This is a genomic window from Microbacterium sp. 22242 (assembly GCF_052045495.1).
Lineage (GTDB): Bacteria > Actinomycetota > Actinomycetes > Actinomycetales > Microbacteriaceae > Microbacterium.
On sequence record NZ_JBQEOZ010000018.1, the window covers coordinates 18033 to 39596 of the forward strand.

General features: G+C 71.0%; 20 protein-coding genes. 16 read left to right on the forward strand and 4 right to left on the reverse strand.

Going from position 1 to position 21564, the window contains the following annotated elements:
* Positions 1–4 precede the first annotated feature (4 nt).
* Positions 5–802, reverse strand: coding sequence for a cytochrome bc1 complex diheme cytochrome c subunit (gene qcrC, locus ACTJJZ_RS15865; RefSeq protein WP_440722159.1), 798 nt, complete (start codon positions 800–802; stop codon positions 5–7).
* 21 nt (positions 803–823) lie between these two features.
* Positions 824–1456, reverse strand: a complete 633-nt coding sequence (gene ctaE / locus ACTJJZ_RS15870) for an aa3-type cytochrome oxidase subunit III (RefSeq protein ID WP_440722160.1) — start codon at positions 1454–1456, stop codon at positions 824–826.
* A 170-nt stretch (positions 1457–1626) separates the two neighbouring features.
* On the opposite strand from ctaE, the gene trpD reads away from it, so the two are divergent.
* Positions 1627–2691, forward strand: coding sequence for an anthranilate phosphoribosyltransferase (trpD, locus tag ACTJJZ_RS15875; protein WP_440722161.1), 1065 nt, complete (start codon positions 1627–1629; stop codon positions 2689–2691).
* Positions 2692–2696: 5 nt separating this feature from the next.
* Entirely contained in the window at positions 2697–3683 is a 987-nt protein-coding gene (locus tag ACTJJZ_RS15880; protein ID WP_440722162.1) for a PHP domain-containing protein, read from the forward strand.
* A gap of 11 nt (positions 3684–3694) precedes the next feature.
* Here the strand turns inward: ACTJJZ_RS15880 and ACTJJZ_RS15885 are convergent, their stop codons facing one another.
* Complete coding sequence (locus tag ACTJJZ_RS15885) at positions 3695–4630, reverse strand: 5'-3' exonuclease (RefSeq protein WP_440722163.1); 936 nt, start codon at positions 4628–4630, stop codon at positions 3695–3697.
* Between the two features lie 245 nt (positions 4631–4875).
* Here ACTJJZ_RS15885 and rpsA point away from each other — a divergent pair, with 245 nt between their 5' ends.
* The 6 genes from rpsA (at position 4876) to ACTJJZ_RS15915 (ending at position 11664) form a co-directional block, all read left to right on the forward strand.
* Positions 4876–6336, forward strand: coding sequence for a 30S ribosomal protein S1 (gene rpsA, locus ACTJJZ_RS15890; RefSeq protein WP_440722164.1), 1461 nt, complete (start codon positions 4876–4878; stop codon positions 6334–6336).
* Positions 6337–6471: 135 nt separating this feature from the next.
* A complete protein-coding gene (locus tag ACTJJZ_RS15895) occupies positions 6472–7683 on the forward strand; it encodes an MFS transporter (RefSeq protein WP_440722165.1) in 1212 nt (403 codons plus the stop codon).
* Positions 7684–7759: 76 nt separating this feature from the next.
* Positions 7760–8368, forward strand: a complete 609-nt coding sequence (gene coaE, locus ACTJJZ_RS15900) for a dephospho-CoA kinase (protein ID WP_440722166.1) — start codon at positions 7760–7762, stop codon at positions 8366–8368.
* Positions 8365–9150, forward strand: a complete 786-nt coding sequence (locus ACTJJZ_RS15905) for a GNAT family N-acetyltransferase (RefSeq protein ID WP_440722167.1) — start codon at positions 8365–8367, stop codon at positions 9148–9150. Before coaE ends, ACTJJZ_RS15905 begins: the two co-directional genes overlap by 4 nt.
* Positions 9151–9246: 96 nt before the next feature.
* Positions 9247–11316, forward strand: coding sequence for an excinuclease ABC subunit UvrB (uvrB, locus tag ACTJJZ_RS15910; RefSeq protein ID WP_440722168.1), 2070 nt, complete (start codon positions 9247–9249; stop codon positions 11314–11316).
* A gap of 27 nt (positions 11317–11343) precedes the next feature.
* The gene (locus tag ACTJJZ_RS15915; RefSeq protein WP_440722169.1) at positions 11344–11664 is read left to right on the forward strand and encodes a TfoX/Sxy family protein; all 321 of its coding nucleotides are present in this window, start codon (positions 11344–11346) and stop codon (positions 11662–11664) included.
* A gap of 33 nt (positions 11665–11697) precedes the next feature.
* On the opposite strand, the gene ACTJJZ_RS15920 is transcribed toward ACTJJZ_RS15915, so the two are convergent.
* A complete protein-coding gene (locus ACTJJZ_RS15920) occupies positions 11698–11949 on the reverse strand; it encodes a hypothetical protein (RefSeq protein ID WP_440722170.1) in 252 nt (83 codons plus the stop codon).
* A gap of 45 nt (positions 11950–11994) precedes the next feature.
* Between ACTJJZ_RS15920 and ACTJJZ_RS15925 the strand changes: the two genes are divergently transcribed.
* The 8 genes from ACTJJZ_RS15925 to uvrC all read left to right on the forward strand — a co-directional run bounded on the left by ACTJJZ_RS15925 (position 11995) and on the right by uvrC (position 21564).
* Positions 11995–12438, forward strand: coding sequence for a MarR family winged helix-turn-helix transcriptional regulator (locus ACTJJZ_RS15925; protein ID WP_440722171.1), 444 nt, complete (start codon positions 11995–11997; stop codon positions 12436–12438).
* A gap of 86 nt (positions 12439–12524) precedes the next feature.
* Complete coding sequence (locus ACTJJZ_RS15930) at positions 12525–13235, forward strand: DUF4129 domain-containing protein (protein ID WP_440722172.1); 711 nt, start codon at positions 12525–12527, stop codon at positions 13233–13235.
* Complete coding sequence (locus tag ACTJJZ_RS15935; RefSeq protein WP_440722173.1) at positions 13232–13705, forward strand: hypothetical protein; 474 nt, start codon at positions 13232–13234, stop codon at positions 13703–13705. Before ACTJJZ_RS15930 ends, ACTJJZ_RS15935 begins: the two co-directional genes overlap by 4 nt.
* Positions 13702–14700, forward strand: coding sequence for an AAA family ATPase (locus ACTJJZ_RS15940; protein WP_440722174.1), 999 nt, complete (start codon positions 13702–13704; stop codon positions 14698–14700). Before ACTJJZ_RS15935 ends, ACTJJZ_RS15940 begins: the two co-directional genes overlap by 4 nt.
* Entirely contained in the window at positions 14697–16004 is a 1308-nt protein-coding gene (locus ACTJJZ_RS15945) for a DUF58 domain-containing protein (RefSeq protein ID WP_440722175.1), read from the forward strand. Before ACTJJZ_RS15940 ends, ACTJJZ_RS15945 begins: the two co-directional genes overlap by 4 nt.
* On the forward strand, positions 16001–16603 hold the full coding sequence (locus tag ACTJJZ_RS15950) for a hypothetical protein (protein WP_440722176.1): 603 nt from the start codon (positions 16001–16003) through the stop codon (positions 16601–16603). Before ACTJJZ_RS15945 ends, ACTJJZ_RS15950 begins: the two co-directional genes overlap by 4 nt.
* A gap of 9 nt (positions 16604–16612) precedes the next feature.
* A complete protein-coding gene (uvrA, locus tag ACTJJZ_RS15955) occupies positions 16613–19531 on the forward strand; it encodes an excinuclease ABC subunit UvrA (RefSeq protein ID WP_440722177.1) in 2919 nt (972 codons plus the stop codon).
* Positions 19531–21564: an excinuclease ABC subunit UvrC gene (gene uvrC, locus ACTJJZ_RS15960; RefSeq protein WP_440722178.1), complete on the forward strand. Its 2034-nt coding sequence runs from the start codon at positions 19531–19533 to the stop codon at positions 21562–21564. The genes uvrA and uvrC overlap by 1 nt, the downstream gene beginning before the upstream one ends.

Below are 21564 nucleotides of genomic sequence, written 5' to 3' on the forward strand. Positions count from 1 at the left end.
GGCGTCAGTTGGACTTCGCCGTGATCCACACGGTGATGGCGACCAGAGCGCCGATTCCGAAGATCCAGATGAACAGTCCCTCCGAGACGGGCCCGAGGGATCCGAGATCCATGCCGCCGACCTGCGTGGCCTTCTGCTGGAAGAGCAGGGCGGAGATGATGTCGCGCTTGTCCTCGGCGGACAGGTTCATGTCGCCGAACACCGGCATGTTCTGCGGGCCGGTGACCATCGCGGCGTACATGTGCAGCGCGCTGGTCTTCGTCAGCGGCGGCGCGTACTTGCCCTCGGTGAGAGCACCGCCGGCCGCGGCGACGTTGTGGCACATGGCGCAGTTGATCCGGAACAGCTCGGCGCCGTGCGCGACGTCGCCCTTGCCGTCCGTGATCTTCTCGTCGGGGTAGGTGGGACCGGGAGCGACCGACTGCACCCACGAGGCGATGCCCCTGATCTGTTCCTCGGTGAACTGCGGGCGCTTCTGCGGTGCCTGCGGGCCCTGCATCTGCAGCGGCATGCGTCCGGTGGACATCTGGAACTCGACCGCGAGCTCGCCGACGCCGTAGAGGCTGGGGCCGGTGGAGGTGCCCTGCAGGTTCATGCCGTGGCAGGTCGCGCAGTTCGCCTGGAAGAGCTTCTGGCCCTCCGTCGCGGAGACCTGGGTGGTCGCCGAGGCGGGCTGGGATGCGGCGAACGCCGCGTTCGCGCCGGCGTAGGCGCCGCCGGTGATCATCAGGCCTGCGGCGATCAGGGCCGCGGCGGCCAGGGGGCTGCGACGGCCGGAACGGCGCTTCTTCTCACGTGCCATGTCGGGAATCCGCTCCGCTTCTTACTTCAGGAAATAGATGACGAGGAACAGCACGATCCAGACGACGTCGACGAAGTGCCAGTAGTAGGACACCACGATGGCCGTCGTCGCCTCCTTGTGCGTGAAGTTCTTGACGGCGAAGGCACGGCCGAGCGTGAGCAGGAACGCCACGAGACCGCCGGTGACGTGCAGCGCGTGGAAGCCGGTCGTGATGTAGAACGCCGAGGCGTACGAGTCGGCCGAGATCGGCATGCCCTCGGCGACCAGCTGCGAGTACTCCCAGACCTGGCCGGACACGAAGAACGCGCCCATCGCGAAGGTGATCCAGAACCACGGCACCATGCCCCAGCGCTTTCGGCCCCGCTCGCTCACCGAGGTGTACGGCTGCATGCGCTCCGCCGCGAACACGCCCATCTGGCAGGTGAACGAGGACGCCACCAGCACGAGGGTGTTGATCGCGGCGAACGGCACGTTGAGGTGCTCTGTGCGCATGGCCCAGAGCTGGGGGGACGTGCTGCGCAGGGTGAAGTAGATCGCGAAGAGTCCCGCGAAGAACATCACCTCACTGCCGAGCCAGACAATGGTTCCCACAGCCACCGGGTTGGGGCGTTTGATCGTTCTCGCCGCCGGGGCATACGTCGCTGAGGTCGTCACCCGTCCATTATGGCCGATCCGGGACGCCGATTGTCGCACCGCCGACGGCGGTTCAGCCCGTCGCCGGCTCGACGGGACCTCGGAACTCGCGGGGAATCCGCTGAGCGCCGGGGGATGACGGGTCTCTCGATCGGCGGTCACGACTCGGTCACATCGATAGGATCGCTGGCATGGCGGAAGTTCTGACCTGGCCCGACATCCTCTCCACCCTCCTCGCGGGGCGTGATCTGAGCGTGTACGAGTCGACCTGGGCGATGCGCCAGGTCATGCGCGGTCAGGCGACCCAGGCGCAGCTCGCCGGGTTCCTGGTGGGGTTGCGCGCGAAGGGCGAGACGATCGACGAGATCGTCGGCTTCCGCGACGCGATCCTGGAAGCCGCGGTGCCGCTGCCCGTGTCGTCGGACGTGCTCGACATCGTCGGCACCGGGGGAGACCGGGTCGGTACCGTCAACGTCTCCACGACCGCCGCGATCATCATCGGCGCCACCGGCATCCCCGTCGTCAAGCACGGGAACAGGGCGGCAAGCTCGGCATCGGGATCCTCCGACGTGCTCGGGGCCCTCGGCCTGCAGCTCACGCTGGATCCGCAGGCCGTCGCCGAGATCCTCGACCGCACCGGCATCACGTTCGCGTGGGCGGGCGCCTTCCACCCGGGCTTCAAGAACGCCGGCGCCGTGCGCGCCGAACTGGGCGTGCCGACCGTCTTCAACATGCTCGGCCCGCTGTGCAACCCGGCACGCGCCGAGGCCAACGCCGTCGGCGTCGCGCAGCTCGACCGGGTTCCGCTCATCACCGGCGTGTTCCGCACCCGCGGGGCCACGGCGCTGGTGTTCCGCGGCGACGACGGGCTCGACGAGCTCACGACCACCGGGCACAGCAGGATCTGGGAGGTCACCCTCGGCGACATCCACGAGCACGACCTCGATCCGCGGGACCTGGGCATCCCGCTCGCGGAGCTCTCCGATCTCATCGGCGGCGCGCCCGAGCACAACGCGGGAGTGCTGCGGCGCACGCTCGAGGGCGAGCGCGGCGCGGTGCGCGACATCGTGCTGCTGAACGCGGCGGCGGGCATCGTCTCCTACGAGCTCTCGCACGACCCGGCGCAGGCGCAGGTCCCGATCGTGCAACGGCTGCGCGACGCGCTGGGACGCGCGGAGGCCGCGATCGACGACGGCAGTGCCGAGGCCAAACTGGACGCGTGGGTCGCGGTCTCGCAGGAGCTGGCGGCGGGCTGATCGGGATGGATCCGCAGGACGCGCTGCTGGAGATCGCCCGTCTCCTGGAGCGCGAGCGCGCCTCGCGGTACCGCGCGAAGGCGTTCCGGGCGGCGGCGGCCATCTATGCCGACCTGCCGGAGGACGCGCGCGCCGACCTCGGGCGCATCCGCGGGACGAAGGGGATCGGCGACTCGACGTTCGAAGTGATCCGGCAGGCGCTGTCGGGGGAGACCCCGACCTATCTCGTCGAGTTGCGCGGCGAGGTGGAGCCCGAGATCGCGTCGGCGCTGCGCGGACGGCTGCGCGGCGACCTGCACGCGCACACCGAGTGGTCCGACGGCACGACGCCGATCGCGGCGATGGCCGACGCGGCCAGGGCCCTCGGCCACGAGTACCTGGCGATCACGGACCACTCGCCGCGCCTGCGGGTGGCGCGCGGGCTCACCGCCGAACGGCTGCGCACGCAGCTGCCGCAGGTGCGCGCGGAGAGCAGGGACGGGCTCACGATGCTGACCGGCATCGAGGTCGACATCCTCGAGGACGGCCGCCTGGATCAGGAGGACGACCTGCTCGGCGAGCTCGACGTGGTCGTCGCGTCCGTGCATTCCAAGCTGAGCATGGATCCCGCCCCGATGACGCGGCGCATCGTGAAGGCGGTCTCGCATCCGCGCGTGAGCGTGCTCGGTCACGTCACCGGGCGGCTCGTGCAGGGGGACCGCGGCACGCGCCCGCCCTCCCGGTTCGACGCGCGCGCCGTGTTCGAAGCCTGCGCGGAGCACGGGGTCGCTGTGGAGATCAACTCGCGCCCGGAACGGCAGGATCCGCCCGACGAGCTCATCGCGCTCGCCCTCGAGCTCGGCTGCCTGTTCTCGATCGACTCCGACGCGCACGCGCCGGGCCAGCTGTCGCTGCTGGACCACGGCGCGCAGCGCGCCGAGCGCGCCGGTGTGCCCGCGGAGCGGATCGTGACGACCTGGGGGCTGGAGCGACTGCTGCGCTGGGCCGGCTGAGCCGCGCGCTCTCAGGCCGTGCGGCTGAGCGCCTCCAGGGCACGGGCCATCGAGGTGCCGAGGTTCCACCTCTCGGCGACCGAGACGGCGGCCGCCTTCTCGGCGGCGTCGAGAGGCCGCAGCGCCTCCGCGGGAACCGCGATCGGCAGCGCCGTCGCGACGCGGACGACGGTCGGCGCCACCTCCAGATAGTCGGCGGCCGAGAGGATCTTCTTCGCGACGCCGGCGGACATGCCGTCCGCGGTCTCGGCGGCTGTGCGGATCGCGGCGAGGTCGCCGTGCTCCGCGAGCAGGGTGGCGGCCGTCTTCTCGCCGACCCCGGCGACCCCCGGCAGGCCGTCGGAGGCGTCCCCGCGCATGGTCGCGAAGTCGGCGTACTGCCGTGGCAGCACGCCGTACCTGCGCACCACGTTCTCCTCGGTCATGTCCTCGAGGTTGCTCATGCCGCGTGCGGTGTAGATCACCCGCACGGCACGGGCGTCGTCGACGAGCTGGAACAGGTCCCGATCGCCGGTGACGATGTCGACGGGCATGGCGGCGATCATGGCGAGCGTGCCGATCACGTCGTCCGCCTCGTGCTCCGCGACGCCGATGACCGGGATCCGCAGGGCCCGGAGCACCTCGCGGATGATCGGGATCTGCGCCTCGAGCGGATCGGGCACCTCCTCGACGTCCGCGCCGCCGGGGACCACCTCGACGACGCGGTGCGCCTTGTAGCTCGGGATGAGGTCCACGCGCCACTGCGGTCGCCAGTCGTCGTCCCAGCACGCCACGAGATGGGTCGGCCGGTAGGCGGTGACCAGCTTCGCGATCATGTCGAGGAGACCGCGGACCGCGTTGACCGAGGTGCCGTCGGGCGCCTTGACCGCATCCGGCACGCCGTAGAACGCGCGGAAGTAGAGACTGGCGGTGTCCAGGAGGAGCAGCTTCGGAGCGGCGTCGGTCATGCGGACAGTCTGCCAGCCCGGGGAACAGGACCGGGGTCGCCTGCGTTGCATCACACGTCGTGGTCGCGCCGTCGGCGTGCTGCGCTGCTTTCGTGCGGCCTCACGGCCTGATAGCATGAACCGTCACCCGTGGGGATTCGTCGCGCGTGCGTGACGAAAACCACATCCACCCGCTGCGGCGTGATCCTGCTCTCCGAGAGCCTGCGCCGCGGCCCGAGTATTCATCTACAAGGACAACCCACTACATGACTACCGCAACGGCCGCCCCGGCCACCAAGCAGGTCGCGATCAACGACATCGGATCTGCCGAGGACTTCCTGGCTGCGGTCGAGAAGACCCTGAAGTTCTTCAACGACGGCGACATCATCGAGGGCACGATCGTCAAGATCGACCGCGACGAGGTGCTGCTGGACGTCGGCTACAAGACCGAGGGCGTCATCCCCTCGCGCGAGCTGAGCATCAAGCACGACGTCGACCCCAACGAGGTCGTCTCCGTCGGCGACCAGGTCGAGGCCCTCGTCCTCCAGAAGGAGGACAAGGAAGGCCGTCTGATCCTGTCCAAGAAGCGCGCCCAGTACGAGCGCGCCTGGGGCGATGTCGAGAAGATCAAGGAGAACGACGGCGTCGTCACCGGTCAGGTCATCGAGGTCGTCAAGGGTGGACTCATCGTCGACATCGGCCTCCGCGGCTTCCTGCCGGCCTCGCTCATCGAGCTGCGCCGCGTCCGCGACCTCACGCCGTACCTCGGTCAGGAGCTCGAGGCCAAGATCCTCGAGCTCGACAAGAACCGCAACAACGTGGTCCTCTCGCGCCGCGCCCTGCTGGAGCAGACGCAGTCCGAGTCGCGCACCACGTTCCTGAACAACCTGCACAAGGGTCAGGTCCGCAAGGGCGTCGTGTCCTCGATCGTCAACTTCGGTGCGTTCGTCGACCTCGGCGGCGTGGACGGCCTCGTGCACGTCTCCGAGCTGTCCTGGAAGCACATCGAGCACGCCTCCGAGGTCGTCGAGGTGGGCCAGGAGGTCACCGTCGAGATCCTCGAGGTCGACCTCGACCGCGAGCGCGTCTCCCTGTCGCTGAAGGCGACGCAGGAGGACCCGTGGCAGGTCTTCGCCCGCACCCACGCCATCGGCCAGGTCACCCCGGGCAAGGTCACCAAGCTCGTCCCGTTCGGCGCGTTCGTGCGTGTCGCGGACGGCATCGAGGGCCTCGTGCACATCTCCGAGCTGTCCAGCAAGCACGTCGAGCTGGCGGAGCAGGTCGTGTCCGTGGGCGAAGAGGTCTTCGTCAAGGTCATCGACATCGACCTCGAGCGTCGCCGCATCTCGCTGTCGCTCAAGCAGGCCAACGAGTCGGTCGACCCCTACGGCACCGAGTTCGACCCGGCCCTGTACGGCATGCTCGCCGAGTACGACGAGAACGGCGAGTACAAGTACCCGGAGGGCTTCGACGCCGAGACCGGTGCGTGGAAGGAAGGCTTCGACGCCCAGCGCGAGGCATGGGAGCAGGAGTACGCCGCTGCGCAGACCCGCTGGGAGGCGCACAAGGCCCAGGTCCTCAAGGCCGCCGAGGCCGAGGCCGCCGCGGGCGACGACTTCGGTGCGGCTGCTCAGTCGTTCTCGAGCGACGCGTCCGGTGCGGGCACCCTCGCCGACGACGAGGCTCTCGCGGCTCTCCGCGAGAAGCTGTCGGGCGGCAACGCGTAAGCAACGCCTCAGCGAACGGGCCGTCACCTCCGGGTGGCGGCCCGTTCCGCATGTCCCGGGGTGCGAGGATGGACGCATGGCCCTCGTCGAGCTTCGCGGATCCGGTGTCGCCTCCGGGACGCGGATCCGCTCGCGGTGAGCTTCACCGGCCACGCCCCGGGGTCCTCCGGCTACCGGCGCCTTCTCGCAGGGCTGTTCCTGGCCGGCATCGCGACCTTCGCCCAGCTGTACTCGCCGCAGGCCGTGCTGCCGCAGATCGCCCGCGGCCTCGCCGTCGCCCCGGCCACCGCCGCGCTGAGCGTCTCGGCGGCCACGCTCGGGCTCGCGGCGTCCGTGATCCCGTGGTCGATCGTCGCCGACCGGGTCGGGCGCGTGCCGGCGATGGCGGCGGGCGTGCTCTCCGCGACGGTCCTCGGGATCCTGGCGCCGCTCGGCGACGACATCGCCACCCTGCTCGTGCTCCGCTGCGCCGAGGGCGTCGCGCTCGGCGCGGTGCCGGCCGTGGCCCTCGCCTATCTCGCCGAGGAGGTCGAGGCCCGTCATGCCGCCACGGCCGCGGGCAGTTACATCGCGGGGACCACCGTGGGCGGGCTCCTGGGGCGGATCGTCTCCGGCCTCGTCGCCGAGACCGCGGACTGGCGCGCGGGCGTGTGGACGGTCGCCGCGCTGTGCGCTGCGGCGGCTGTGCTCTTCCTCTGCCTCGTCCCGCGGGCGCGAGGATTCGTGCCGCACCGACGGCGCGCGGATCGGGGCCCCGGCGTGCTCGAGCGGCTGTGGGCGCCGCTGCGGTCCTCCGCGCAGCGGTCCCTGCAGCTGCAGGCCTTCCTGCTGATGGGCGCGTTCGTGGCGGTGTACAACTATCTCGGCTTCCACCTGGCCGGGCCGCCGTTCGCGCTGCCCGCCTGGCTCGTCACCCTGCTGTTCCTCGCCTATCTGGCCGGCACCGCGTCGTCGCCGTGGGCGGGCGTGCTCGCGTCGCGGACAGGACGCTTCCGGGTGCTCCTCGGATCGACCGGGGTGATGGCGCTGGGCGCTGCGGTGATGCTCGTGCCCGCTGCCGTCGTCGTGCTCCTCGGCCTGCTGCTGTTCACGGCTGGATTCTTCGCCGCGCACGCGATCGCGTCGGGCTGGACACCGGTGGCCGCGCCCGCCGGCAGCCGAGCGCAGGCGTCCTCGCTGTACTACTTCGCCTACTACGCCGGCTCCAGCCTGTTCGGCTGGGCCCTCGGGCTCGTGTTCGCCCAGGCCGGCTGGGGCTGGTTCCTCGGCGTCGTGATCGCGATGTGCGCGGTCGCCGCCGTCGCCGCGGGAACCGCGCTGCGCCACGCGCCCTCGGCCAGGGTCTGAGCCGCCCGGTCGCGCGTCCGCGCGCAGCAGGCCGTCCGGCCGCCGCCATGCTCTGCGCCTGTGCGAGACTGACGGGATGCCCCTCATCGCGCTCACCGGCGGCATCGCGTCGGGCAAGTCCACCATCGCCGCCCGGCTCGCGGAACGCGGTGCGGTCATCGTCGACGCGGACCGGATCGTGCGGGACGTGCAAGGCCCCGGATCGCCGGTGCTCGCCCGGATCGCAGACGAGTTCGGTCCCGAGATGATCCTTCCCGACGGTTCCCTCGACCGGCAGCGCCTCGGTGCGAGGGTGTTCGGCGACCCGGCGGCGCTGGAGCGGCTGAACGGCATCGTGCACCCGGCCGTGAAGGCGGAATCGCAGCGGCGGTTCGCGGCCGCGCTCTCCTCGGATCCGCGGGCCGTCGTCGTGTACGACGTGCCGCTGCTCGTGGAGGCGCGGGTCGACGACCCCTGGGACCTGATCGTCCTCGCGGACGCGCCCGCGCTGCTGCGCGAGGAGCGGCTGGTGACCGAGCGCGGGATGGACCGTGCGCACGCCCGGGCCAGGATCGCGTCGCAGGTGCCGGACGATCAGCGGCGGGCGATCGCGGACGTGCGGATCGACACGTCCGGGGAGCTGGGGGACACGCTCCGGCAGACCGACGAGCTGTGGGCGCGGCTGCGCGCGGAGGAGCCGGCGTGACGGCCCTGCTCGCCGCATACGACGCCCAGCTGCGCGGCCCGTCCGAGTTCCGCGGCGCCGAGGACGTGCAGCGGATCGGGCCCGTGACCGTGGGCGTGTTCCCGGGCGGCCGCGGCTTCGCGAGCTACCCGGACCTCGGCGGTGCCGGCGAGCGGCGGATCCGCTCCCTGGTTCGGGAAGTGGCCGCGCACTTCGCGGACAGGCCCGCGGTGCGGTCGGCGGAGTGGAAGACGCGCGGGCATGACGCCGCGCCCGGCCTCGCCGCGGCGCTGGTCGAGGAGGGCTTCGCGGCCGAGGACGCGGAGTCCGTCATGCTCGGCGAGGCCGCCGCGCTGACCGGCGACGTTCCGGTCCCCGGCGACGTGGTCCTCCGCGAGATCCGCGCCGAGCAGGACATCCTGGCGATGGAGCGCATGCAGGGCGAGGTGTTCGGCGATCCCGACTGGCGGAGCCGCGCCGAGCGCACGATCGCCCGGGTCGCGTCCGGCGCCGACATCGTGCTCTGGATCGCGGAGTCCGGCGGCCGGGTGGTCAGCGCCGGGCGCCTGGAACCCGTGCCCGGCACCGAGTTCGCCGGCATCTGGGGCGGAGCGACGCTGCCGGAGTGGCGCGGCAAGGGGATCTATCGTGCGCTCACGGCGAAGCGGGCGCAGGCGGCGCTCGAGCGCGGCGTGCGCTACCTGCACTCCGACTCGACGGAGTTCTCCCGCCCGATCCTGGAGCGCTCCGGGTTGCGCAAGGTCACGACGACCACGCCCTACGTCTGGACCAGGGGCGGCTGACCCGCGGACAGCCGTGACGCCCGGCGCCGCCACGGCCGCGGGTTCGCCGGTGGCGGATCCCGCCGCGATGTCGGTGGTGCCGCCTACGCTGGAATCATGCAAACCACACGATCGGTCCGGCCGTTCGAAGTCGTCAGCGAGTACGCCCCGGCCGGCGACCAGCCGCAGGCGATCGCCGAGCTCGCGGCGCGTATCAACGCGGGCGAGACCGACGTGGTGCTCCTGGGCGCGACCGGAACCGGCAAGTCGGCGACGACGGCGTGGCTCATCGAGCAGGTGCAGCGGCCGACGCTCGTGCTCGCGCACAACAAGACCCTGGCGGCGCAGCTCGCCAACGAGTTCCGCGACCTCATGCCGAACAACGCGGTGGAGTATTTCGTCTCGTACTACGACTACTACCAGCCCGAGGCGTACGTCCCGCAGACGGACACGTTCATCGAGAAGGACTCCTCGGTGAACGCCGAGGTGGAGCGGCTGCGTCACTCGACCACGAATTCGCTGCTCAGCCGGCGCGACGTGGTCGTGGTCTCCACGGTGTCGTGCATCTACGGTCTCGGCGCGCCCGAGGAGTACCTGCGCGCCATGGTCGCCCTGCAGGTGGGGGAGCGCTACGACCGCGACGCCCTGATCCGGCAGTTCATCTCGATGCAGTACAACCGCAACGACGTCGACTTCTCCCGCGGCAACTTCCGGGTGCGCGGCGACACGATCGAGATCATCCCGGTCTACGAGGAGCATGCGATCCGGATCGAGCTGTTCGGCGACGAGATCGAGGCGCTGTACTCGCTGCATCCGCTCACCGGCGATGTCATCGCGAAGCTCGACTCCGTACCGATCTTCCCGGCCTCGCACTACGTGGCGGGCACGGACGTGGTGCAGCGCGCCATCGGCACGATCGAGGCGGAGCTGGCCGATCGGCTGACCGAGCTCGAGCGGCAGGGCAAGCTGCTCGAAGCGCAGCGGCTGCGGATGCGGACGACGTTCGATCTCGAGATGCTGCAGCAGCTCGGCTTCTGCTCCGGCATCGAGAACTACTCGCGGCACATGGACGGACGCCAGGCGGGGGAGCCGCCGCACACCCTGCTCGACTTCTTCCCGGACGACTTCCTGCTCGTGATCGACGAGTCGCACGTGACGGTGCCGCAGATCGGGGCGATGTACGAGGGCGACGCGTCGCGCAAGCGCACCCTCGTCGATCACGGCTTCCGGCTGCCGAGCGCCCTGGACAACCGGCCGCTGCGCTGGGACGAGTTCACCAAGCGGATCGGGCAGACCGTGTACCTGTCCGCGACGCCCGGGAAGTACGAGATGGGCATCGCGGACGGCGTGGTCGAGCAGATCATCCGCCCGACCGGCCTGGTCGACCCGCAGATCGTGGTGAAGCCGTCCAAGGGGCAGATCGACGACCTGCTCGAGGAGATCAGGCTGCGCGTGCAGCGCGACGAGCGCGTGCTGGTCACCACTCTGACCAAGAAGATGGCGGAGGAGCTCACCGACTTCCTCGGCGAGCACGGCGTCCGGGTCCGCTACCTGCACTCCGACGTCGACACCCTCCGCCGGGTCGAGCTGCTCACCGAGCTTCGGGCGGGCGTCTACGACGTGCTGGTCGGCATCAACCTGCTCCGTGAGGGCCTCGATCTGCCCGAGGTGTCGCTGGTCGCGATCCTGGACGCCGACAAGGAGGGTTTCCTCCGCTCCGGGACCTCGCTGATCCAGACCATCGGCCGCGCTGCACGCAACGTGTCGGGCGAGGTGCACATGTACGCCGACAACATGACCGACTCGATGGCCAAGGCGATCGAGGAGACCGAGCGGCGCCGAGAGAAGCAGATCGCATACAACACGGCGCACGGGATCGACCCGCAGCCGCTGCGCAAGCGCATCGCCGACATCACGGACGTGCTGGCGCGTGAGGGGGCGGACACGGCCGAGATGCTGTCGAAGCGCAACCGCACGGGCCGGGGCAAGTCGCCCACGCCGAACCTGCGGCGCGTGGGGATCGCGGCCGAGGGCGCGATGCAGCTGGAGGAGACGATCGCCGACCTGTCCGCGCAGATGCTGGCCGCCGCCGGCGAGCTGAAGTTCGAGCTCGCGGCCCGGCTGCGCGACGAGGTTCAGGACCTCAAGAAGGAACTGCGCGCCATGGAGCGCGCGGGACACGCGTAGGAAGCCGGAGAGCGCATGGATGCCGCGATGACGGAGCTGGCGGACCGGATCCGCGCGCTGCTGGAGGACGACCTCGGGATCGAGGAGCGGCGGATGTTCGGCAGTCGCGCCTTCCTCGTGGATGGGCGGATCCTCGTCGGCGCGCGACGCGGCGGGGTGCTGCTCGTGCGCGTCGATGCAGAGCATGGCGCCACGTTGGCCATGCGCCCCGGCGTGTCTCCGGCCGTGATGGGGGCGCGCACCATGAGCGCGAACTGGCTGGATGTCGCCTCCGACGCGATCGCGGACGACGCGGCGCTGATGTTCTGGCTCGACGTCGCACGGGAGGATGCCGCCGGGGTCTTCTGACCGGCGGAAAGACCGGCGGTGCGCCGGGGCGGGTCAGGGACAGTGCATGAGCGGCTTGGGGCCGGTCCGGTCGAACTCGTGCTCGGTCATCGGCGCGTTGCACAGCGGGCAGGCCCGCTGAGCACGCTCGGCCGGGGAGGGCGGAGGCGTGGTCTCGTACGGCCCGACCGAAGCGGGACCGGCGAACCGGATGAGGTTCGTGTTGACCCAGGCGTACAGCCCGCCGGCTTCTCGGATGCGCTGGCGGAGCGGCGGCCGCTCCGGGGGTACGGATGAGGGACTCATGATCATTAGTGTACTAACTATTAGTGTCGTGGGTAGAATCGACCTGTGACCGCTCCGACCGCCGACGACCTGCTCCGCCTCGACAATCAGCTGTGCTTCGCGCTGGTGACGGCCGCGCGCAACGTCGTGGCGATCTACCGGCCGATCCTGGAGCCGCTCGGGCTCACGCATCCGCAGTACCTCGTGATGCTGGCACTGTGGGAGGAGTCGCCGCGTTCCCTGCGGGATCTCGCGACCGCCCTCGCGATGGACCCCGCAACCGCCTCCCCGCTCGTGAAGCGGCTGCAGGGCGATGGGCTGATCGAGCGCCGCCGCAGCGCCTCGGACGAGCGGCGGCTCGAGATCGCGCTGACCGCGAAGGGGACGGCGCTTCGAGCGCAGGCGGTGGACGTGCCCCGGCAGGTGATGGCGCGACTCGGGATGTCGATCCCCGAGGTCGAGGCGGTGCGCGACGGACTGATGCGGTTCGCCGGCGCCGTCGAGCTCTGACGACCCGCCGTGGTCGCTCCCGGCGGGTGTGCGACCGGCTGCGGGCCGTGATCGCGGGGGCGAGTGCCACCACGTAGGGTGAGGGCATGGTCCGCGACGACCCGCGAATTCGCACGTCTCCGCTGGCGGGAGCCCTCGCGGGCGTGGCGCTGCTGGCTGCGCTGCTGATGGCGATCGCCGCCTTGCAGGGGGTGCCGCAGTTCGGCGACATCGCGGTCGAGCGCCGGAGTCCGCTGCCCACCCCCACGACCGGGACGCAGACGCCTGGCGGCCCACCGGTCGGGCAGTTTCCCGACAGCCCTGTTCTCGGCATGATCGTCGTGGTCGTCGAGCTCGTGATCGGGGCAGGCTTCCTGGCCCTGTTCGCGTGGCTGTTCTGGCGTCTGGTCCGCGCGCTGTGGGTCGCTCGCCCGCTGAGCCGTGAGACCGGCGCCGCCGCCGATGCGGGCACGGGTGCCATTGCCGGAGACGAGCCCGTTGATGCGGGCGCGATCCGCAGCGCGGCCGCGGACGCGAAGCAGGCGATCGAGACCCATCGCGACCCCGGCGACGCGATCGTCGCCGCGTGGGTGCAGCTGGAGGAGGCGGCCGCCCGGGCAGGTCGGTCCCGACTCCCGTCCGAGACCCCGGGGGAGTTCGCCCTGAGGATCCTGCGTCGGCGGCCGGGCGTGGATGTCGAGCTCGAGACGCTGCTGCGACTGTACGAGTCGGTGCGATTCGGCGGCGCGCAGGCCGATGAGAGCGGGCGTGCGACCGCACGGCGGTGCCTCGCGATCGTCGAGGAGGCGTGGCGGTGAGACGTTGGATCGTGCTGGTCGTCCTCTGGATCGCGGTCGGCGTTCCGGTCGCGCTGCTGCTCGATTTCCTCGGCGTCCCGCTCCCCTTCGGCATCGCCTGGATCCTCGTCTTCGCGGCCGCGCTCCTCATCGCGCAGCAGAGCTTCCTCGACGAATCCGGCCCGTGGCCTCCTCCACCGCCGGAGCAGGTGCAACGCGGCTCCGAGGTGTCCCGGCTCGCCTGGGCCGTCGACGCCCGCACGGGAGTCGTGGGGATTCCGCTCCGCCGACGTGTCTCCGCGCTCGCGGACCGGCGACTGCGCGAGCACGGCTTGTCTCTCGAGAACGCCGACGCCGCAGCGGTCGACGCGATCCTCGGCCCCGGAGCGCACGCCGCTCTCATCGTCGCCGAGATGCGCCGCCCCGACCTCGAACGGCTCCTGCGCGCCTTGGAGGCCCCGCCCGTCCCGTCGAACCCGGAGAGAGCATGAGCATCGATCAGACCAGTGACGGCGACATCGCCGCCATCACCCGCACCGCATCCCGGGTGCTCGGCGGCGTGCGCACCGCAGTGGTCGGAATGGACGAACCGCTCACGCTCGCCCTGGCGACGATCCTCGCCGGCGGCCACGTGCTGTTCGAGGACGTCCCCGGTCTGGGCAAGACGCTCGCCGCGCGCAGCCTCGCCGGGGCGCTCGGGCTCGAGTTCCGCCGACTGCAGTGCACGCCGGACATGCTTCCGGGCGACGTCACCGGATCCTTCGTGTACGCGCCCGATTCCGGGGACTTCCGATTCCGCCCCGGCCCGATCTTCACGGGGCTGCTGCTCGCGGACGAGATCAACCGCACCACGCCCAAGACCCAGTCCGCGATGCTGGAGGCGATGGCGGAGCGGCAGGTGACCGTCGAGGGGCGTCGATACCCCCTGCCGGAGCCCTTCCATGTGATCGCGACATCGAATCCCATCGAGTACGAGGGCACGTACGCGCTGCCGGAAGCCCAGCTGGACCGCTTCATGGTGCGCCTGGCCGTGGGCTATCCCGCACCCGAGAACGAGGCGGGGATCGTCGAACAGCGCATCCGGCGCCAGCGCGAGCACACCGACGTGGACGCCGTGATCGACACGACGGAGCTGATCGCTCTCCAGGCGGCGGTCGAGCGGATCCATGTCGAGGACGATCTGATCCGCTATGCGGTGAATCTCGTCCGAGGCACCCGCACCGCGGCGAACGTGTCGGTCGGCGCCTCGCCGCGCGGGTCACAGGCGCTGATACTGCTGGCACGGGCCGTGGCGGCCATCGAGGGGCGCGGATACGTGCGCCCGGACGACGTCAAGCGCATCGCGATCCCCGTGCTCGCTCACCGGCTGACGCTCACACCTCAGGCGTGGGCGCAGGGCGTCGATCCGGCGGGCATCGTGAGCGCGGTCGTGAGCGCGACGCCCGTGCCGCCCACGGTGGCCGAAGCAGGCACGATCCGGCCATGATCGGGACTCGTTCGACGCTGCGTGCACCGCTGTCATGGCAGCGCACCCCGGTCCTCGCCGCGGCGTTTTGCGCAGCGGTGCTCCTCTCCGGCGCCGGCCTCGTGCTCGGCCGCCCCGACCTGATCGCGTCAGGGCTCCCGCTCGCGCTCGCCGGGGTGTGGGCGCTGCTCTGGCCACCGTACGCGACGTCCGTCGAGGTCGTGCTGAGCCTGGACGCCGCGGTGGATGCGGACTCCGTCGCGGGCGTGGTGGATGTCGTCACGGACGCGGAGTGGACCCAGCTCGCGGTCGACCAGGGAGGCGAGCGCACGGGCGAGGTGGAGACGAGCGCAGGAGAGGCGGCCCGCTCCCGCACCCGCGTCCTGCACTCCGGCCCGTCCGAGGCTCTCGCCGTCACGGCCCGCGCGCTGCACCACGACGGCGCCTGGGCGAGCGTGCCGACGCCGCGCGTGTCCGCCGTGTGGGCCGCGGCCCCGCGTGCACGGCGGATCGCCGAGCTCCCGCTCTCGCGGCGGCTGATCGGGCTGCATGGCGGTCACGAGGGGCAGCGCGGCGGCAGCGGAGGCGACTTTCGCGACATCCATCCGTTCGCGCCGGGCGATGAGCTGCGCCGGGTGGACTGGCGGGCGACGGCGCGGATGGCGCGGCGCCCCGGCGATCTGCTCGTGCGCCGGACCAACGCGTTGAGCGACAGCGCGGTCGTGATCGCGCTCGACACGGCCGACGACCTGGGCGCAGTCGTCGCCACCTGGGGGAGTGGCGCGACCGGGCGCAGCGGGCCCACCTCCATGGATCTCGGACGCGAGGCGGCGCTCTCGATCGCGAGCTCCGCGATCGGGGCCGGCGACCGTGTCGCGTTCCACGCGCTCTCGCCCGGCGGCCGCACGCTGCGCAGCGGATCCGGCGCCCGGCAGCTGGAGCGGCTGCGCGGCGTGATCGCCGGCATCGGCGCGGACGGCGACGGCACGCGCTATCGGCGCACGCCGCCCGTGCCTCCGGGGTCGATCGTGTTCGTGCTGTCGACGTTCTTCGACGGGGCCGCGGCCGATCTGGCCCTGCGGTGGAGCGCCGGCGGTCAGGCCGTCGTCGCGATCGACGTGCTCCCGACGCCGCGGACGCAGCGGCTGAGCGCCGCGCAGACCCTCGCGATGCGCACACTCCTGCTCGAGCGCGCGGGTGTTCTCGACGACCTGCGGGGCGCGGGGGTCGAGGTGGTGTCGTGGGACGCGGAGGATCCGATGGCCGCGCTCCGGATCGCGGCCCGCGTCGCGCGGCGCGATCGAGGACGCGGGGCTCTCAGGTGAGGGGCCCGCACGAGCTGACGGCGTCGGGTGCGGTGCCAGGGCCCGCGCTGCGCATCGGTGCGGCCGTCGTGGTCGTGGGCGGGGTGCTGCTGCTGAACCCGTATCCGCTGTGGTGGTGGGTCGCCGGGGCGGCAGCGTTGCTCTCCGTCATCGCCCCGCGGTCGATGGCCGCGTGGGTCGGCATCGCCTGCATCGCTCTGGGCCTGGTCCTGACCGCGCAGTCGGCGGGACGCACCGCGCTGGCCGTGCTGCTCATCCATGCCGCCCACGTGCTCGCATCCTGGGCCTGGGCGGTGCCTTGGCGCTCGCGGATCCGGCCGTCGGTGCTGCTGCCCGGCGTCCGCCGACTGCTGGTGATCCAGGCGATCGCGCAGACGGTCGCAGCGCTCATGGCGCTCGCCGTACCGCCCCTGCACGGACCGGGCTTCGCCTGGCTGGCGCCGCTCGGAGCCGCCGTGCTGACGTGTGCGAGCGCGATCGCGCTGCGGGTCTCGCTGGGGCCCGGTCCAGGCCGGCGGACCGTGTCGCGCACCGCCGTCGAGTCCGGTGCCCGGCCTCCCGCGGGCGCTCCCGGCGCCAATGTCGGAGGCCGCTCCTAGACTTGATGGGTGCCGATCGTACCCGTAACCAGCCCCGGAAGACTCAGTGTCCGCGGAGCCCGCGTCCACAACCTCCGCAACGTCGACCTCGAGATCCCCCGCGACTCCCTTGTCGTGTTCACCGGCCTCAGCGGGTCCGGAAAGTCCAGCCTCGCGTTCGACACCATCTTCGCCGAGGGGCAGCGCCGCTACGTCGAGTCGCTCAGCGCCTACGCCCGCCAGTTCCTCGGCCAGGTCGACCGACCCGACGTCGACTTCATCGAGGGACTGAGCCCGGCCGTCTCGATCGATCAGAAGTCGACGAACCGCAACCCGCGCTCGACCGTCGGCACGATCACCGAGATCTACGACTACATGCGCCTGCTCTGGGCGCGCATCGGGATTCCGCACTGCCCGCAGTGCGGCGAGCGGATCCAGCGGCAGACGGTGCAGCAGATCGCCGACCAGCTCATGGAGCTGCCCGAGCGCACCCGGTATCAGATCGTGGCCCCGGTGGTCAGCCAGAAGAAGGGCGAGTTCGTCGATCTGTTCCGCGAGCTCGGCGCGAAGGGCTACGCGCGCGCGATCGTGGACGGCGAGATGATCCAGCTCGCCGAGCCGCCGGTCCTGAAGAAGAGCTACAAGCACGACATCGGGGTGGTCGTGGACCGTCTCGTGGCCGCGCCCGACATCCTCGGCCGGGTCACGGACTCCGTGGAGACCGCCCTCGGGCTCGCCGGCGGAGTCGTGCAGGTGAACTTCGTGGACGAATCCGGCGACGACGCCTGGCAGTCCTTCTCCGAGAAGCTGGCCTGCCCGAACGGACACGCCATCACGCTCACCGAGATCGAGCCGCGCACGTTCTCGTTCAATGCGCCGTTCGGCGCCTGCCCGGCCTGCTCCGGGCTCGGCACCCGGATGTCGGTGGACACCGACCTGATGCTGGGCGACGAGAGCCTGTCGATCCGCGAGGGCGCGATCCTGCCGTGGACCACGCAGGGCAAGGGGCTGTTCCAGTACTACGAGCGCCTGCTCGAGGGACTCGCCGCCGATCTGGACTTCTCGCTGGACACGCCCTGGCACAGGCTGCACTCCGACGTGAAGGAGGCGGTGCTGCACGGCGAGAACTACAAGGTGACCGTCAAGTGGAAGAACCGCTACGGCCGGGAGATGCGCTACTCGTCGGGCTTCGAGGGCGTGGTGCCCTACATCGAGCGGCAGTACCAGCAGGCGGAGAGCGACACCCAGCGCAGCCGCTGGGGCGAGTATCTGCGCGAGGTGCCGTGTCCGGTCTGCAACGGCGACCGGCTCAAGCCCGAGGTGCTCGCGGTGCGCGTGCACGGCCACTCGATCGCCGAGGTCTCGCACAAGAGCCTCGCCGAGGCGCAGGAGTTCATGGCGCGCCTCGAGCTCACCCCTCGTGAGGCGAAGATCGCGGCGCAGGTGCTGCGCGAGATCCGGCTGCGGCTCGACTTCCTGCTGCAGGTCGGCCTGTCGTACCTGAACCTGAGCCGCTCGGCCGGATCCCTGTCCGGCGGCGAGGCGCAGCGGATCCGCCTCGCGACGCAGATCGGATCCGGGCTCACCGGCGTGCTCTACGTGCTCGACGAGCCGTCGATCGGCCTGCACCAGCGTGACAACCGTCGCCTCATCGAGACGCTGCTCACGCTCCGCGACCTCGGCAACACGCTGATCGTGGTCGAGCACGATGAGGAGACGATCGAGGCGGCGGACTGGGTGGTCGACATCGGACCCGGCGCGGGCGTGAACGGCGGACTCGTCGTGCACTCCGGCCCGTACGAGGCGCTGCTGCGCGAGCGCGGATCGATGACCGGCGACTACCTGGCCGGCCGCCGCGAGATCATCACCCCGAAGAAGCGCCGGCGGATCGACCGCAAGCGCATGTTGAGCGTGGTCGGCGCCAAGGAGAACAACCTGCAGAACGTCACGGCGGACTTCCCGCTGGGCGTGCTCACGGCGGTCACCGGCGTGAGCGGATCAGGCAAGTCCTCCCTCGTGAACGACATCCTGTACCGGGTGCTCGCCTCGCGGCTGAACGGGGCCCGCACGGTCCCCGGCAAGCACACCCGCGTCACCGGCCTGGACAATCTCGACAAGGTCGTGCACGTCGACCAGGCGCCGATCGGACGCACCCCGCGCTCGAACCCGGCGACCTACACGGGCGTGTTCGACCGCATCCGCACGCTGTTCAGCGAGACCCCCGAGGCGAAGGTGCGCGGCTATCAGCCCGGCCGGTTCAGCTTCAACGTCAAGGGCGGGCGCTGCGAGGCCTGCTCGGGCGACGGCACGATCAAGATCGAGATGAATTTCCTGCCCGACGTGTACGTCGACTGCGAGGTCTGCCACGGCAAGCGGTACAACCGCGACACCCTCGCCGTACACTACAAGGGCAAGAACATCGCCGAGGTGCTGGAGATGCCGATCGAGGAGGCCGCGGAGTTCTTCGAGCCGATCCAGGCGATCCACCGCTACATGAAGACGCTCGTGGACGTCGGGCTCGGCTACGTCCGGCTCGGCCAGTCGGCGACCACGCTGTCCGGCGGCGAGGCGCAGCGCGTCAAGCTCGCGACCGAGCTCCAGCGCCGCAGCAACGGGCGCAGCATCTACGTGCTCGACGAGCCCACCACGGGCCTGCACTTCGAAGACGTCCGCAAGCTCCTCGAGGTGCTGAACGGACTCGTGGACAAGGGCAACACGGTCATCGTGATCGAGCACAACCTCGACGTCATCAAGTCGGCGGACTGGGTGATCGACCTGGGGCCGGAGGGCGGATCCGGCGGCGGCCGGATCATCGCCACCGGCACGCCGGAGCAGGTCGCCCGCAACGCCGACAGCCACACCGGTGCCTTCCTCGCGGAGGTCCTGAACGTCCCCGCCGCGGCGGGCCGGCCGGGTGCGCGCCGGACGATCGAGCGCAAGGCGGGCTGATGGCGTCAGAACTGCCGTACAAGCCACGGGCGGGGGAGATCCCGACCGACCCCGGCGTGTACCGGTTCCGCGACGCGCAGGGACGGGTGCTCTACGTCGGCAAGGCGAAGAACCTGCGGCAGCGGCTGTCGAACTACTTCGCGCCGCTGCGGACCCTGCACGAGCGCACCCGGCGGATGGTCACCACGGCCGCGTCCGTGGAGTGGACCGTCGTTCCCACGGACGTCGACTCGCTGCAGCTCGAGTACATGTGGATCAAGGAGTTCGATCCGCCGTTCAACGTCCGCTACAAGGACGACAAGTCCTACCCCTTCATGGCGATCACGCTCGCCGACGAGGCTCCGCGGGTGATCGTCACGCGCAACCGGCGGATCCCGGGTGCGAAGTACTTCGGACCGTATCCGAAGGTCTGGGCGGTGCACGACACCATCGATCTGATGATCAAGGTGTTCCCGATCCGCACCTGCAGCGATGCCAGCTACCGCAAGGCGATGCAGTCCGGGCGGCCGTGCTTCCCCGGCCAGATCGGCAAATGCGGCGGTCCGTGCTCGATGACCGTCACGATCGCCGAGCACCGGGCGATGGTGGACGACTTCATCGCGTTCATGGAGGGCGGCGACGAGCGGTTCACCCGCGAGCTGACCCGGCGCATGCAGGAGGCGTCGGCGGCGATGGACTACGAGAGCGCCGCGAAGTACCGCGACCAGCTCGCCTCGATCGAGGCCGTGCTGGGCCGCAGCGCACTGGTGCTGCCGCAGGACGAGGACGCCGACCTGTTCGGCATCGCCGAGGACGAGCTGTCCGCCGCGATCCAGCACTTCGTGATCCGCGGCGGCCGGGTGCGCGGCGTGCGCGCGTCCACGCTGGACAAGGAGATTGACATCTCCGGGGCGGACCTCGTGGACCAGATCCTGCAGCGCGCATACGGCGAGGCCAGCGGCGAGCAGGTGCCGCGGCGCGTGCTGGTGCCGGCACTCCCGGACGACACCGCCGAGCTCGAGGAATGGCTCAGGAAACGGCGCGGGAAGAAGGTCGAGATCGCCGTGGCCCAGCGCGGGCAGCGCGCCGAGCTCATGCGCAACGCGACTCTGAACGCGCAGCAGGCGCTGATCCGGCACAAGACGCGCCGCTCGAGCGACTACGTCACCCGGTCCCAGGCGCTCACGGACCTGCAGGAGGCGCTCGGCCTGGACGAGGCGCCGCTGCGGATCGAGTGCTACGACATCTCGCACCTCGGCGGCACGAACGTGGTCGCCTCGATGGTGGTGTTCGAGGACGGCCTGCCGCGCAAGGACCAGTATCGCTCCTTCAACATCGCGGAGACCACCGACGACACGGATTCGATGTACCAGGTGCTGCGTCGGCGCCTGGCCCACATCGACGCGCCGGAGGAGCCGCAGGAGCCGGTGCTCGTCGGAGACGACGGCGAGGAGCTGGTGGTCATGGAGCGCCGCAGGCCGCGGTTCGCCTACCCGCCGCAGCTGCTGATCGTCGACGGCGGCAAGCCCCAGGTCGAGGCCGCGGCGCGGGCGCTGCGCGACGCAGGCCGGACCGGGATCGGCCTGTGCGGCATCGCCAAGCGGCTCGAGGAGCTCTGGCTGCCGGGGGAGGAGTACCCCGTCATCCTGCCGCGCACGAGCGAGGCCCTCTACCTCGTGCAGCGCCTGCGCGACGAGGCGCACCGGTTCGCCATCACCCACCAGCGCAAGCGCCGTCGGCGGGACATCTCGTCGATCCTCGGTGAGGTCCCCGGGCTGGGGGCGGCCAGGATCAAGGCGCTGCTGCGGCATTTCGGATCCGTCGCGGCGCTGCGCCGAGCCGACGCCGCCGAGATCCAGGAGGTGCAGGGCATCGGCCCCGCGCTCGCGGAGGCGATCCGCGCCCACCTGGCCCGCGGCACGGCTGCCATCGACGCTTCGGATCAGATCGACGGCTCGGATCCCGACGCGACCGCGGAGCTCGACCCCGCCGCGGTCACGGAGAGCGCAGAATCCGCGCCGTCGGATGATTCCGGCGCCCTCGCGTCTCGCTAG